The sequence below is a fragment of the Solidesulfovibrio carbinoliphilus subsp. oakridgensis genome (assembly GCF_000177215.2).
Lineage (GTDB): Bacteria > Desulfobacterota > Desulfovibrionia > Desulfovibrionales > Desulfovibrionaceae > Solidesulfovibrio > Solidesulfovibrio carbinoliphilus.
The window spans coordinates 547,305-561,669 of sequence record NZ_CM001368.1; the positions used below are offsets into that span (position 1 = coordinate 547,305).

Annotated in this window: 13 protein-coding genes; 6 read left to right on the forward strand and 7 right to left on the reverse strand. The window is 64.8% G+C overall.

Annotated features, from left to right (window positions below; genetic code table 11):
• Positions 1 to 21: 21 nt before the first annotated feature.
• From nifK to DFW101_RS02365, 7 genes are all read right to left on the reverse strand, one after another.
• Positions 22 to 1,407 (reverse strand): nitrogenase molybdenum-iron protein subunit beta, encoded by a 1,386-nt coding sequence (nifK, locus tag DFW101_RS02335; protein ID WP_009179927.1) that lies wholly within the window; start codon positions 1,405 to 1,407, stop codon positions 22 to 24.
• A gap of 30 nt (positions 1,408 to 1,437) precedes the next feature.
• Positions 1,438 to 3,060 carry a nitrogenase molybdenum-iron protein alpha chain gene (nifD, locus tag DFW101_RS02340; protein WP_009179928.1) on the reverse strand — a complete coding sequence of 541 codons (1,623 nt, stop codon included), beginning with the start codon at positions 3,058 to 3,060 and terminating at the stop codon, positions 1,438 to 1,440.
• Positions 3,061 to 3,113: 53 nt separating this feature from the next.
• Positions 3,114 to 3,488: a P-II family nitrogen regulator gene (locus DFW101_RS02345; protein WP_009179929.1), complete on the reverse strand. Its 375-nt coding sequence runs from the start codon at positions 3,486 to 3,488 to the stop codon at positions 3,114 to 3,116.
• Between the two features lie 11 nt (positions 3,489 to 3,499).
• Complete coding sequence (locus DFW101_RS02350; protein WP_009179930.1) at positions 3,500 to 3,829, reverse strand: P-II family nitrogen regulator; 330 nt, start codon at positions 3,827 to 3,829, stop codon at positions 3,500 to 3,502.
• Between the two features lie 50 nt (positions 3,830 to 3,879).
• A complete protein-coding gene (nifH, locus tag DFW101_RS02355; RefSeq protein WP_009179931.1) occupies positions 3,880 to 4,704 on the reverse strand; it encodes a nitrogenase iron protein in 825 nt (274 codons plus the stop codon).
• 513 nt (positions 4,705 to 5,217) lie between these two features.
• A complete protein-coding gene (locus DFW101_RS02360; RefSeq protein WP_009179932.1) occupies positions 5,218 to 6,621 on the reverse strand; it encodes an HD domain-containing phosphohydrolase in 1,404 nt (467 codons plus the stop codon).
• A gap of 13 nt (positions 6,622 to 6,634) precedes the next feature.
• Positions 6,635 to 7,000, reverse strand: a complete 366-nt coding sequence (locus DFW101_RS02365) for a response regulator (protein ID WP_009179933.1) — start codon at positions 6,998 to 7,000, stop codon at positions 6,635 to 6,637.
• A 221-nt stretch (positions 7,001 to 7,221) separates the two neighbouring features.
• On the opposite strand from DFW101_RS02365, the gene ftsH reads away from it, so the two are divergent.
• The 6 genes from ftsH (at position 7,222) to galU (ending at position 14,300) form a co-directional block, all read left to right on the forward strand.
• Positions 7,222 to 9,297: an ATP-dependent zinc metalloprotease FtsH gene (gene ftsH, locus DFW101_RS02370; RefSeq protein WP_009179934.1), complete on the forward strand. Its 2,076-nt coding sequence runs from the start codon at positions 7,222 to 7,224 to the stop codon at positions 9,295 to 9,297.
• Positions 9,251 to 10,138, forward strand: a complete 888-nt coding sequence (gene folP, locus DFW101_RS02375; RefSeq protein WP_009179935.1) for a dihydropteroate synthase — start codon at positions 9,251 to 9,253, stop codon at positions 10,136 to 10,138. Before ftsH ends, folP begins: the two co-directional genes overlap by 47 nt.
• A gap of 46 nt (positions 10,139 to 10,184) precedes the next feature.
• Positions 10,185 to 10,955 carry a diadenylate cyclase CdaA gene (gene cdaA / locus DFW101_RS02380; RefSeq protein WP_009108727.1) on the forward strand — a complete coding sequence of 257 codons (771 nt, stop codon included), beginning with the start codon at positions 10,185 to 10,187 and terminating at the stop codon, positions 10,953 to 10,955.
• Positions 10,952 to 11,848, forward strand: a complete 897-nt coding sequence (locus DFW101_RS02385) for a CdaR family protein (RefSeq protein ID WP_009179936.1) — start codon at positions 10,952 to 10,954, stop codon at positions 11,846 to 11,848. Before cdaA ends, DFW101_RS02385 begins: the two co-directional genes overlap by 4 nt.
• 31 nt (positions 11,849 to 11,879) lie before the next feature.
• A complete protein-coding gene (gene glmM / locus DFW101_RS02390) occupies positions 11,880 to 13,232 on the forward strand; it encodes a phosphoglucosamine mutase (RefSeq protein ID WP_009179937.1) in 1,353 nt (450 codons plus the stop codon).
• Between the two features lie 195 nt (positions 13,233 to 13,427).
• Positions 13,428 to 14,300: a UTP--glucose-1-phosphate uridylyltransferase GalU gene (gene galU, locus DFW101_RS02395; RefSeq protein ID WP_009179938.1), complete on the forward strand. Its 873-nt coding sequence runs from the start codon at positions 13,428 to 13,430 to the stop codon at positions 14,298 to 14,300.
• Positions 14,301 to 14,365: the final 65 nt, after the last annotated feature.

A 14,365-nucleotide genomic window follows, 5' to 3' on the forward strand; every position in this document is an offset into this window, starting at 1 on the left:
CTCCTTGCAGTTTCGGTTCCGCTACATCTGCAGTTCGAACTTGGTCTCGGGCGCGTCCCGGTCCTCGCGGTCCATGATGGCGCCGAGGAACTTCTCCATGAGCCGCATGGCGCCGGCGTAGCCGACCGTGGGGAAGTACTGGTGTCCCACCCGGTCGAGGATCGGGAAGCCGTGGCGAACGAGCGGCGTGTCTTCGTCGCGGGCGATGTACTTCAGGTAGGTGTTGCCGATGAGCAGGTCCACGGGATCATTCTTGATCCACTGGTGGAGCAGGTACATGTCGGCCTCGCCACCGCTCTTGAACTTGCAGTCGTAGGGCACGTCCTTCAGAAGCTCTTTCATGCGCTCGTCGAAGTATTTGCCCGAGGTGCCGGTGACCGTGTAGGCCGGGATCATGCCCAGGGTGATGACGAATTCCACCAGGGCCAGGAGCTGGTCGGGATCGCCGGCCATGGTCACTTTCTTGCCGTAGAAGTACTGGCTGTAGTCGGAGATGATGTCCACGACCTGGCCGCGCTCGAAGTTGATGGACTCGGGCACGTCCGTGCCGGACATGAGCCGCAGTTCGTTGACGAAGCGGTCCGTGGCCTTGAGCCCGATGGGCAGGCCGAGGACCTTGCCCGGCACCTTGAATTCCGAATCCAGGTAGTTGACCGCGTCGGTGGTGGCCCAGCGGCCAAGGCCGAGCGTGCCGACGCTGTCGCCCATGGACGTGATCTCTTCCACCGTGGCCCCGCCCTTGGGGTACATCTGGTAGTGGCCGTCCAGGGGACCGTTGAGAACACCGTTGGTGTCCGGGGCCATGAGGATCTCGACGCCCATCTGTCCGGCGATGCGGCGGAATTCGGCCATGTCCGAGGGCTCGCAAAAGCCCGGGATGATGTTCACCTTGCCGTTTGGCGTGCCGGACTTCTTGGTGAAGCCCTTGACGATCCCCTTGACCATGTTGGCGTAGCCCGTGACATGGGTGCCGATGTAGCTCGGGGTGTTGGCGTAGACGATGTGCTTGCCGGCGGGCACCTTGCCGTCGTCGATGGCCTTCTGGGAGATCTGGCGCAGGTCGTCGCCGATGGTCTCCGAAAGGCAGGTGGTGTGGATGGCGATGGTCTCGGGATCGTAGAGGGTGAAGATATTGTCGATGGCCGAGATCAGGTTCGACTGTCCGCCGAAGACCGAGGAGCCTTCGGTGAAAGACGAGGTGCCGGCCACGACGGGTTCCTTGTAGTGGCGGGTGAGCGCCGAACGGTGGTAGGCGCAGCAGCCCTGGGAGCCGTGGCTGTGGGGGAAGCAGCCGTGGACGCCAAGGGCCGCGTACATGGCGCCGACAGGCTGGCAGGTCTTGGCCGGGTTGACGGTGAGCGCGGACCGTTCCTTGATCTCGCCGGTGGTATGTCTGAGAAGAGCCATAGTGCGTTCCTTTCTCGCGAAATCCGTTCGTTATTCCGCCACGTAGCTGGCTTCGAGCTCGGGACCGGTGGACTGCCAGGGAGCCTTGATCAGATCCCAGACCTTGGTGTTCACCATGCGGTCGATGTCGTTGTACCAGTTGATGGCGCCCTTGAATCCGGCGTAGGGGCCGCCCATGTCGTAGTTGTGGAGCTGCTTGAGCGGGATGCCCATCTTCTGGATGATGTACTTTTCCTTGATGCCGGCGCAGAAGATGTCGGGGCGCAGGAGTTCGATCAGCTTTTCGGTCTCGTAGTGGTTGATGTCGTCGATGATCATCGAATCCTTGCCCATGCCCTCGATCAACCCCTCGTAGCTGTTGAATTCCACGCCCTTGGCTTTCAAGGCTTCCATCTGTTCCGGGGTCTTGCGGGGATTGTAGCGGGTATCGTCCGGGCCGATCTCCAGGACCTCGATGTTGCGCGAGTCGGCGTCGATCTTGATGTCCGGCAGCACGTGGCGGCCTTCGTAGTCGTCGCGGTGGGCGAATTCGTACCCTGCGCCGAGGATCTTCATGCCCAGTTCCTTGAACAGCTCCTGGTAGTGGTGGGCCCGGGAGCCGCCGACGAAGAGCATGGCCGACTTGCCCTGGGTGCGGGGCCGGATGGCGGAAATGGATTTCTCGATGTCGAGCATCTCCTCGGCGATGACGGCCTCGACCCGGTCGATGAGCTCCTGGTCCTCGAAGTAGGCGGCCATGCGGCGAAGCGACTTGGCGCTGGCTTCGGCCCCGATGAAGTTGACCTTGATCCAGGGGATGCCGAACTTGCTTTCCATCATTTCGGCCACGTAGTTGAGGGAGCGGTGGCACATGACGGTGTTGAGGTCCGCGGCGTGGGCCAGGCGGAAGGAGTCCACGGTGGAGTTGCCGGAGAAGGTGGAGATCAGGGTGAAACCGCACTTCTCGAGGATCCGCTCGATCTCGAAGGCGTCGCCGCCGATGTTGTACTCGCCAAGGATGTTGACCTTGAATTTGCCTTCCACCGGCGTGTCGTCGGTGCCGATGATGTGCTTCATGATCTGGTTGTTGGCGATGTGGTGGCCGGCGGACTGGGACACGCCCTTGTACCCTTCGCAGGAGTTGGCGAAGATGGTGATGCCGAGCTCTTCCTGCATCGTCCGGGCGACCGCGTGGATGTCGTCGCCAATGAGGCCCACCGGACAGGTGGAGAAGATGGAAATGGCCCGGGGATGGAAGTTGTCGTAGGCTTCCTTGATGGCGGCGCGCAGCTTCTTTTCCCCGCCGAACACGATGTCGTGCTCGGTCATGTCCGTGGAGAAGGAGTAGGGGATGTAGTTCTCCCCGTCGGGACCGGCGTCGGTCTGGTTGCGCCGGGTCAGCCAGGAGTAGAAGCCGCAGCCGATGGGGCCGTGGGTCAGGTTGACGATGTCGCGGGAGGGGCCGAGAACGACGCCCTTGCAGCCGGCGTAGGTGCAGCCGCGCTGGGTGATGATGCCCGGGATGGTGCGGACGTTGGCCTGGATTTCGGGAATCGCCTCGCCTGTCTCGGAGCCCGGGATCATGGCCTTGGCCCGCTTGCGCGCGACCTTGGTGGGCATCTTGGCGATCAATTCCTTCTTGATCTCTTCGGTATTCAGGGGCTTGGTGCTCATCTCGATGCTACCTCATTGGTCTTTATGGTCCGGGGACGTCCGCCGCGCTCGCGCTACACGATGGCCGCGTCGCCGTCCTCGCCGGTCCTGACCCGGACGGAGTCGGAGACGGGCATGACGAAGATCTTGCCATCGCCGGCCTGGCCGGTTTTGTTGACGGACATAAGGACGGTCACCACATCCTTGACCTGGGCGTCTGGCACCACGATGGACACGATGCGCTTGGGATACAGGCGGCCCTTGGTGCCAAGCAGGGCGATGGCTTCCTCGTTTCCGGCGGCCGCGCCCTCGAGCACGGCCTGGTTGACCAGTCCCTTCCCCCGGCCGTAACCCTCGCGGGCCACGAAGGCCGGGATGCCGGCGTCGGCCAGGGCCTTTTTGGTCTGGTTCATCTTGTTCATGCGGATAACCGCCATGATTTCCTTCATGATGCCCTCCCTTAGGATTCCTTCACGCCGGAGGAGATGGTGTACATTTCCTCAACCGGGCTCACGAAGATCTTGCCGTCGCCGAAGGCGCCCTTGGAACCGGTGCGCGCGCTTTCCATGATGGTCTTCAGCACGAATTCCTTGTCCTTGTCGTCCACGACGCAGATGAGCATGACTTTGGGAATCTCGTCGTACTGGATCTCGCCGATTTTTATGCCGCGCTGCTTGCCGCGACCGGCCACGTTGAACTTGGTCACGGCCGGGAAACCGGCATCCATCAGGGCGGCCAGGACTTCATCGGTTTTCTCGGGACGAACGATGGCTCTCACCATGGTCTGCATAACGTGTTCTCCTTGCGTGCGTGCGGTGTGTGTCTGGGCGGCGCGGTTGGCTAGCTGTCGATGCCGAAGTCGATCAGAAGCTTTTCGAGCACGTTGATGGTCAGGGGCTTGGGGATGACGAACATCTTGTTTTCGTCGATCTTTTTGGCCAGGGCCCGGTATTCGTCGGCCTGCGGATGTTCGGGCGAATAGTCGATGACGGTCTTGCGGTTGATCTCGGCCCGCTGCACCTGGTTTTCGCGCGGCATGAAGTGGATCATCTGGGTGCCGAGCTGGCGGCACAGTTCCTCGATCATGTCGGCCTCGTGGTCGACCTTGCGGCTGTTGCAGATGATGCCGCCGAGACGGACGCCGCCGGTGTCGGCGTACTTGACGATGCCCTTGCAGATGTTGTTGGCCGCGTACATGGCCATCATTTCGCCGGAGCAGACGATGTAGATCTCTTCGGCCTTGCCGTCGCGGATCGGCATGGCGAACCCGCCGCACACGACGTCGCCGAGGACGTCGTAGAAGACGTAGTCGAGGTGCTTGTCTTCCTCGTAGGCGCCGAGCTGTTCGAGCAGGTTGATGGAGGTGATGATGCCGCGTCCGGCGCAACCGACGCCGGGCTCGGGGCCGCCGGACTCGGTGCACATGGTGCCGCCGTAGCCTTCCTTCAAGATGTCGTCGAGATCGACGTCCTCGCCTTCCTCGCGCAGGGTGTCGAGAACGGTCTTCTGGGCCAGCCCGTGCAGGAGGAGACGGGTGGAGTCGGCCTTGGGGTCGCACCCGACCACCATGACCTTCTTGCCCATTTCCGCCAGACCGGCGACCGTATTCTGGGTGGTGGTGGACTTGCCGATGCCGCCCTTTCCGTAAATAGCGATCTTGCGCATTTTGTAATGCCTCCTCGTGCAGAGTGTGATGGAACCCTCTTTAGCAGGAGTCATGCCAGGAGGGGGAAGGCGTGATAGTGGTGTGTTATTATATTGATATAAAATAATAATTTTTACGATCTTCGTTGTAGCTCCGGAATTGCGCCTCGCTTTGCGACAAAATTGTCTGTGATGCTACGACAAAATTGTTTGAGTCGTAGGCGCGGCCAGGGCAGGCGAGGGAATGGCAGATGGGCCCGAAGTGGCTGGAAGAGGTCCGGCCAGGCGCTCCGTGAAGGCATGGGAGGAAAGGCCCGGTCCGGGCCGACGACTGGGACGAGACGGATGGTTGCCGCCAGAAGCGGCGTCGGATTACGGAAATGTCAAAAGGGGAGGCGTGTCGGTGGGGGGGCCGGCGCGGACCGGGGGGAGCCCGGCAAGGGCTCGGCCCCATCCGGCCTCGGCGACAGCGGCACGGGGACCGGATTCGGTCCGGAAGGACAGGGGTTCACGGCCACGCCGGCCGGGAAACCCTCAGTACCGCACGAGGCCGTCGCGAATGACGGCCTGGACCGCGTCCACGGCCTCGGGGTCAAAGGCCGTGCCGCGCAGGCGCGCCACCTCGGCCAGGGCCACGTCCACGCCGAGGGCCGGGCGGTAGGGGCGGTTGGAGGCCATGGCGTCCAGCACGTCGGCCACGGCCAGGATGCGGGCCTCGATCCCGATATCCCCGGCGGTCAGGCCGCGCGGGTAGCCCGAGCCGTCCAGTCGCTCGTGGTGGGACAGGACGATTTCGGCCACCGGCCAGGGGAAGTCGATGTCTTTTAGGATTTCATAGCCCGTGGCCGCGTGCTGCTTCATGAATTCCCATTCGAGGCCGATCAGCTTTCCGGGTTTGCAGAGGTAACGCACGGGCACGCTGATCTTGCCGATGTCGTGGAGCTGTCCGGCCACGCGGATGCCGGCCACCGCATCCTCGGTGAGGCCCATGGCCCGGGCCATGGCCGAGGCGAGCTTGGCCACGTTGTCCTGGTGCCCGGCGGTGTAGGGGTCGCGGAAGCGCACGGTCTTGGACAGGGATTTGACGGTCTGGTGGAAAAGGGTGCGGGTGGCTTTGAGGCTTTTGCGCAACTGCTCCTGGGAGCGCCGCCGTTCGGTCACGTCCTCCATGGAGCCTTCGTAAAGGACCACCGCGCCCTGGCCGTCGCGAACGGCCCGGGCGTGGATGGACACCCAGATCCGCGCGCCGTCGCCACGGGCCAGTTCGGTCTCAAGGGCACGCACCACGCCGACCGCCTCCAGGGTGGCCCGCAGGAACTGCCGGTCCGCGGGGGCGACAAAGAGGGTTTCGGCCATGTCCGGCTGCCGGGTCAGGTCGGCCGGGGAGGCGTAGCCGAGCATGCGGGCCAGGGCGGCGTTGACCGTGACGAAGCGGCCGGTCGGAGTCATCTGGAAAAGCCCTTCCAGGGCGTGTTCGAAAATGGCCCGGTATTTTTCCTCGGCCTCGGTCAAGGCCCAACTCGTGCTCTTTTCGGCCGTCACATCGCGCAGATAGCCGAAATAGAAGACCTCGCCGGCCTGGGACACGACCCGGCGGGCCGATTCCTCCACCCACAGCACGAAGCCGTCCCGGCAGATGGCCTGGTATTGGCGGCCGGCGACGAAGCCGTCCCGGGCCAGGTCGGCCAGGATGCCCTGGCGGGCTTCGGGGTCCAGGTAATACTGGTCCGGTATGGCGGCCATGGCTTCGAGGAAACCGGCGGGGGCCTCGTAGCCGAAAAGCGCGGCCATGGCGTTGTTGACTTCGAGCAGGACACCGTTTTCCCCGCGCAGGTACACGGCCAGCGGCGCGTCGTGAAAGAGCAGGGCCGCCGGGTCCGTGGCCTCGGCGCCCGTGTCGCCAAGGGCGGTGGGGAGAATATGGATATCGGAATTCATGGGCCGGACGCGATCAGGTAAGGAAACGGCGCACGAGGGCCACCAGGCTTGCGGGCGCAAAGGGCTTGACGATCCAACCCGTGGCTCCGGCCGCCACGGCCCGGTCGCGCAGGCCGCGCTGGGATTCGGTGGTCAGGACCAGGATGGGGATGAATTTGGTTTCGGGCCGGGCGCGCAGCCGGGCCAGGAGTTCGATTCCGCCCATGTTCGGCATATTGATGTCGGTGATGACGAGGTCCACGCCGTCCCCCACCTTCTCCAGGGCATCGGCGCCGTCCACGGCCTCGACGATGTCGAAACCGGCGTCGAGAAGCGTCCGGGAGACGAGCGAGCGCACGCTTCCCGAGTCGTCCACCGTCAAAATCCGCTTTTCGGCCATTCCTGCTCCTTGCCGGTTGCGCCCTGGACGCTTATTGTTTGAAACAATATGAAGCATCGGAAGCCTTGGCAAGCCTTGGACGGCTATTTCAACCGGGCCCGGCCTGTCCCCCGGAGTCTGTCCGCGCCGCGTGGACAGACTCCGGGGGGCTATGCTATGACTGACGCCTTTACAACAAGCGGGCCTACCCTCTCCGCGCCCGTCCCCTGGAGGACTCCAGTTTGAACAGTTTCGCGAAAAATCTCATGCTTTGGGCGGCCATTTCCCTGGTCATGGTCGTCCTTTTTAACTTGTTCAACCAGCCCCAGACCCAAAGCGCCAAATTCTCCTATTCTGACTTCATGCAGAAGGTGAACGCCGGTGAAGTGGTGTCGGTCAAGATCCAGGGGTCCAAAATCTCCGGCGTGACCTCCGGCGGCGGCAAGTTTCTCACTTACGCCCCCGAGGATCCGACCCTGGTCTCCACCCTCATGCAGAAGAAAGTGGAGGTCATGGCCGAGCCGGACGAGGAATCGCCCTGGTACATGACGCTGCTTGTCTCCTGGTTCCCCATGCTCCTTCTGGTCGGCGTGTGGATTTTCTTCATGCGCCAGATGCAAAACGGCGGCGGCCGGGCCATGAATTTCGGCCGGTCCCGGGCCCGGATGATCACCCAGGAGTCGACCCGGGTGACCTTCGAGGACGTGGCCGGCGTGGACGAAGCCAAGGAAGAGCTGACGGAAGTGGTGCAGTTCCTGTCCGACCCCAAGAAATTCACCCGGTTGGGCGGCCGCATCCCCAAGGGCGTGCTCCTGGTCGGCTCGCCGGGCACGGGCAAGACGCTGCTCGCCCGGGCCGTGGCCGGCGAGGCCGGGGTGCCCTTTTTCTCCATCTCGGGCTCGGATTTCGTGGAGATGTTCGTCGGCGTCGGCGCGGCCCGGGTCCGCGACCTCTTCCTTCAGGGCAAAAAGAACGCCCCGTGCCTTATTTTCATCGACGAGATCGACGCCGTGGGCCGCCAGCGCGGGGCCGGGCTCGGCGGCGGCCATGACGAGCGGGAGCAGACCCTAAACCAGCTCCTGGTCGAAATGGACGGCTTCGAGTCCAACGAAGGCGTCATCCTGATCGCCGCCACCAACCGCCCCGACGTCCTCGACCCGGCCCTTTTGCGCCCGGGCCGGTTCGACCGGCAGGTGGTGGTGCCGACGCCCGACGTGCGCGGCCGCCGCCGCATCCTCGAGGTCCACTCCCGGCGCTCGCCGCTTTCCCCGGACGTCAACCTCGACATCCTGGCCCGGGGAACGCCCGGCTTTTCCGGGGCGGACCTCGAGAACCTGGTCAACGAGGCCGCCCTGCAAGCCGCCAAGGTCAACAAGGACCGGGTGGACATGGCCGACTTCGAGCACGCCAAGGACAAGGTGCTGATGGGCAAGGAGCGCCGCAGCCTCATCCTGTCCGACGAGGAGAAACGGACCACCGCCTACCACGAGGCCGGACACGCGCTGGTGGCCAAGAATCTGGCCGGCACCGATCCCATCCACAAGGTCTCCATCATTCCGCGCGGCATGGCCCTTGGCATCACCATGCAGCTGCCGGCCGACGACCGGCACAACTATTCGCGGGAGTACCTGCAAAACAATCTGGCCGTGCTCATGGGCGGCCGGGTGGCCGAGGAACTGGTCCTCAACCAGATGACCACGGGCGCCGGCAACGACATCGAACGGGCCACGGCCATGGCCCGGAAGATGGTCTGCTCCTGGGGCATGAGCGAGGTGCTCGGACCCCTTTCCTACGGCGAGCGGGACAACGAGATATTCCTCGGCAAGGATCTCGTGCACCACAAGAACTTCAGCGAGGAGACCTCGCGCCAGATCGACGCCGAGGTGCGAAAGATCGTGGAATCGGCCTACCGCCGGGCCCGGTCCATCCTCGAAGGCGAGCGCGAAGCCCTGGAACTGGTGGCCAAGGCGCTCCTCGAGCGCGAAACCATCTCCGGCGAGGATATCGACCGCCTGCTGCGGGGCGAAACCCTCCCCCCTCCCGAGACCCCGGCCGGGGGAACCAACGGGACGGCCGGGGGCAACGCCTCCGGCACGCCGGCGAGCGCGCCCGCAGCCGCCACACCGCCCGTTACCGGCGATCCGGCCGCCGCAACCGCTGCGCCCGCTTCGGACGTCTCGTCCCCGTCCATGACCAGGGCGGCCGCGCCGGACGCGCCGGCAAACGCCGCGTCCCAGGGCTCGTCCGACGAGTTCACCCTGGAGCCGGACGATGCCGGACACCCGCAGAAACCCGCCGACGGCGGCCATGACCGGTAAAAGCGCCGATCTCTGGCGGCTTGGCCGGGGACTTGCCCTGGACTGCGCCACGGACCGCGTGGCCGGCATCGTCAACGTCACGCCGGACTCCTTCTCCGACGGCGGCCGCCATGCCGACACGGCGGCCGCCGTGGCCCACGGCCGGCGGCTCGCCGCCGACGGCGCGGACATCCTGGACGTGGGCGGCGAATCCACCCGGCCCGGGGCCGCGCCCGTGCCGCTTGAGGCCGAACTGGCGCGGGTCGTGCCCGTGGTCGCCGCCCTGGCCGAGGCCCTGCCCGGGGTGGTCCTTTCGGTCGATACCTACAAGGCCGGCTGCGCCGCCGCCGCCATCGAGGCCGGGGCGGCCATCATAAACGACGTCTCGGCCTGCGCCTTCGATCCCGGCCTCCTGGATGTCGTGTGCCACCACAAGCCCGGCTACGTCCTCATGCACAGCCTCGGCCGGCCCGAGACCATGCAGCGCGATCCCCGCTACGGCGACGTGGTCGAGGACATTCTGGCCTTTTTCGAGGAAAAGCTGGCCATGCTCTCCCGGGCCGGGCTGCCCGAGGACCGGGTGGTCGTGGACCCGGGCATCGGCTTTGGCAAACGGCCCGAACACAACCTGGAGATCCTGCGCCGGCTGGACCGGTTCCTGGTCCTTGGCCGGCCGGTCTTTCTCGGGCTGTCCAACAAGTCCGTGTTCGGCGCCTGCCTGAACCTGCCGGTCGGGGAGCGGGGGCTGGCCACGGCCGTGGCCTCGGCCCTGTGCTCCGGCCGGGGCGCCCGCATCCACAGGCTCCACGACGTGGCCCAGGGCCGGGTGGCCCTGGGCCTGGCCGCGGCCTTGGCCGCCTGATCCTCTTTTCCCGCTGCGTCACCGCCGTTTCGGAAAGCCGCCCGCCATGTCGCTCGCTTTTTTCGACAATCTGCGCGTCTCCTGGATCGAGATCCTGGACATCAGCCTCGTCACCTTCATCTTTTACCGGGGACTCATCCTCATCCACGGCACCCGGGCCGTGTCCGTGCTCCACGGGTTTCTCCTCATCTGCATCCTCTATTACCTGTCCGGAGAGTTCGGCCTCAACACCCTGCACTGGCTTTTGACCAACTTTCTGGGCTCGGTCTTTCTGGTGCTGATCATCCTTTTCCAGGCCGATATCCGAAAGGGCCTGTCGAGCGTCGGGGCCGGGGGCTTTTTCCGGGCCAAGCGCCGGGAGGCCATGACCGAGGCCGCGCTTGACGCCTGCATCCTGGCCGTTTTCCAGATGGCCCGATCGAGGACCGGCGCGCTTCTCGTTTTCGAGCGCCGGGTGCCCCTTGGCGACTACATCGAGCGGGGGGTGGAGCTGTCCGCCCGGATGAGCCGGGAGCTCCTTGGCACCATCTTTTTTCCGGACACGCCGCTCCATGACGGCGCGGTCATCGTCCAGGGCGAGACCATAGCCGCGGCCGGCTGCATCCTGCCGCTCATTGCCGGCGTGACCCTCGACGCGAGCCTCGGCACCCGGCACCGGGCCGCCCTTGGCATCACCGAGGAGACCGACGCCCTGGCCGTGGTCGTGTCCGAAGAGCGGGGCGTGGTGTCCGTGGCCGAGGGCGGCCGGCTCATCTCCCCGGTGGACGAGCGCGCGCTCAAAAACATGCTGTGGAACCTTTTCGCCAAGCGCCTATGAAACCGAACTGGCAATATCTGCTCCTTGCTTTCGCCATGTCGCTTTTCTGCTGGTATCTGGTCACCGGCCGGGAACGGGTGGACACCTGGATGACCATGCGGGTGGAGATGACCGGCGCGCCCGAAGGGCTCTACATCAAAAGCGGCATGCTGGGGTCGGTGGACGTGCTGGTGCGCGGCCCGCGCGGCGTGGCCCGCCGGATCGAGGACAGCCAGCTCGTCTACAGCCTGGGTCTCGGCAAGATCGTGCCCGGCAAGAACCTGATCGTTTTCGAGGCGAAAAACATTCCCCTGCCCAAGGTCTACGAGGTGGTCGAGATCCGCCCCTCGCGCCTGGAACTCGAAGTCGAGCGCCGGGCCGTCAAGACCGTGCCGGTCAAGGTGGTGCTGCGTGCGGCCGCGCCCGCCGGCTTTGCCATGTCCGGGGCCAGGGCCGTGCCCGACAGCGTGCGCCTGACCGGTCCGGCCGGCAAGCTCGACGCCATAAGCGAGATCAAGACCCAGCCCATCACCCTGCCGAACCCGCCGCCGGCCCACTTCGACGATCAGGTTCCCCTGGACGTGCCCGAGGAGACGGACGTGTCGCCGCCCACCGTCCAGGTGTCCATGAATTTCGCGGGCAAGGAATCGGAGGTGACGCTGCGGGCCCCCATTGCCGTCAAAAAGCCCAAGGGCCGGGACGTGGACGTTTCGCCCCCGGCCGTGACGCTCCGGGTCAAGGGGCCGGCCGCCATTCTGGCGGACAAGGATTTTCCGGGGCTCATCGAAGCCTCGTTGGAGTTGAAGCCCGATATCGAACCGGGTAAGTATGTAGCGTCGTATCGGGTGAAGATGCCGCAAGGCTGCGAACTGATCGAAGCCCAACCCGACAAGGTGTCCTTGACCGTGAAATGAGGTCGGGTCCGGTCCCGGCCTGGGAGCATGCATGGAAAAAAAACTGTTCGGAACCGACGGGCTGCGCGGCAAGGTCAACACCTATCCCATGACCCCGGAGGTCGTCATGCGCCTGGGGCTGGCCGCGGGCCAGGTCCTGCGGGACGGCGGCCGCCGCCACAAGGTGCTGATCGGCAAGGACACCCGCCTTTCCGGCTATATCTACGAATACGCCCTGACCTCCGGCTTTTGCGCCGCCGGCATGGACGTGATCCTGGTCGGCCCGCTGCCGACCCCGGCCATCTCGTTTCTCACCCGGGACATGCGCGTGGACGTGGGCGTGGTCATCTCCGCCTCGCACAATCCCTATCATGACAACGGGATCAAGTTCTTCGACCACATGGGGTTCAAGCTGCCGGATGCCGTGGAAGCCGAGATCGCGGCCCTGGTCGACGGCTGCGGCCAGGAGTGGAACCTGCCGGCTCCGGAGGCCGTGGGCCGGGCCTCCAAGATCCAGGACAGCACGGGCCGCTACAACGTCTTTTTAAAGAACACGGTGCCGCTGGACGTCAGTTTCGAGGACATGAAGATCGTGCTCGACTGCGCCAACGGGGCGGCCTTTCGCGTGGCACCCATGGTCTTCGAGGAACTCGGGGCCAAGGTCTTTAAAATGGGCGTAGAGCCCGACGGCGTGAACATCAACCGGGGCGTGGGGTCGCTCTATCCCGAGCAGGTGGCCGCCAACGTGGTCGCCACCGGGGCCGACATCGGCATCGCCCTGGACGGCGACGCCGACCGGGTCATCGTGTCCGACGAAAAGGGCCGCATCCTCGACGGCGACCAGATCATGGCCATCTGCGCCCTGGACTGCATGGAGCGGGGCTCCCTGCCCGGCAACCTGCTGGTGGCCACGGTCATGAGCAACATGGCCCTGGAGGTCTTCATGGCCGCCCACGGCGGCAGGCTTTTGCGCACGCCGGTCGGCGACCGCTACGTGGTCGAGGCCATGCGGGCCGAAGGCGCGGTCCTTGGTGGCGAACAGTCGGGTCACCTCATCTTTCTAAACCACAGCACCACCGGCGACGGCACCCTGGCCGCCCTGCAACTCATGAAGATCATGGCCAGGAAGGGCAAGCCGCTTTCCGAACTCGCCACATTGCTCTCGCCTTTTCCGCAAAAGCTGGTAAACGTTCCAGTGGCCCGCAAGATTCCCTTCAGCGAAGCGCCGGAGATCGCGCGGGCCACGGTCGAGGCCGAACGGCTTCTGGCCGGCCGGGGGCGGGTGCTCTTGCGGTATTCCGGCACCGAATCCCTGGCCCGGGTGATGGTCGAGGCCGAGGATCCGGCCCTGGTGGAAAGCCTGTGCGAGAGGCTCGCCCAAGCCGTCGCCGACGGCTTGCGCTGACCGCCGGCATAGCCGAAATGCCTTTTCGGGCTGGACTTGTTCGTGCAAAGGAATTAACGTCGATTGTTGATGCGGGGTACCGCCAGAGGGCGGACCGGCATCGTGAGGCAGGTCAGAATCGGACGGCCGACGCCAAGGCGCGCTTCGCCGCATCCGAAGCCATACCGGGCAGTGCGCGCATCCAAGGAGAAGAGCATGGAAATCAAAAAGGTGGTCATTCCCGTCGCCGGATGGGGTACGCGGTCCTTGCCGGCCACGAAGAACATCCCCAAGGAAATGCTGCCCGTCTATAACAAGCCCGTGGTGCAGTACGTGGTCGAGGAAGCCCAGGCCTCCGGACTTCAGGATGTGGTGTTCGTCACCAACCGCAACAAGACCATCATCGAGGACCATTTCGACTACAACCTGACGCTTGAGGACCTCCTTTCCCGCACGGGCAAGACAGATATGCTGAAGATGGTCCGCGAAGTGGCGGAGATGGTCAACATCATTTCCGTGCGCCAGAAAAAGCAGCTGGGCCTCGGCCACGCCGTTTTGTGCGCCCGCGAGGTCTGCAAGAACGATCCCTTTGCCGTCATGGTCGGCGACGACCTGATGTTCAGCATGGAACCCGGTATCAAGCAGCTCCTGACCGTGGCCATGACCGAGCACATGCCGGTCATCGGCGTCATGGAAGTGCCGCCGCACATGGTTTCCCGCTACGGCATCATCGATGGCGAAGAGTTCGCGCCGGGCATGTACCGGGTGCGCAACCTCGTGGAAAAGCCCAAGGTCAACGAAGCGCCTTCCCGTCTGGCCATCGTTGGTCGGTATGTGCTTTTTCCGGACATCTTCTACCACCTGGAGAAAGTCACCCCCGGCCATGGCGGGGAAATCCAGCTCACCGATGGCTTGAAGGGCCTGGCCGGCAACAACCGGCTCCTGGCCGTCAAGATCCAGGGCCAGCGTTTCGACGCCGGCGACTGGGTGGATTACCTGACGGCCAACATCTATTTCGCCCTGCACGACGAGGCCCTGCGCGAATCGCTGGTGCCCCGCCTGCGCGAGCTCCTGCCCTTTGGAGAATAGGTGGGCCGGGGCCGCCGCCGGCTCCGTCCGACACCGTCGCGAACGCCCGGGAGCCATGCCTCCCG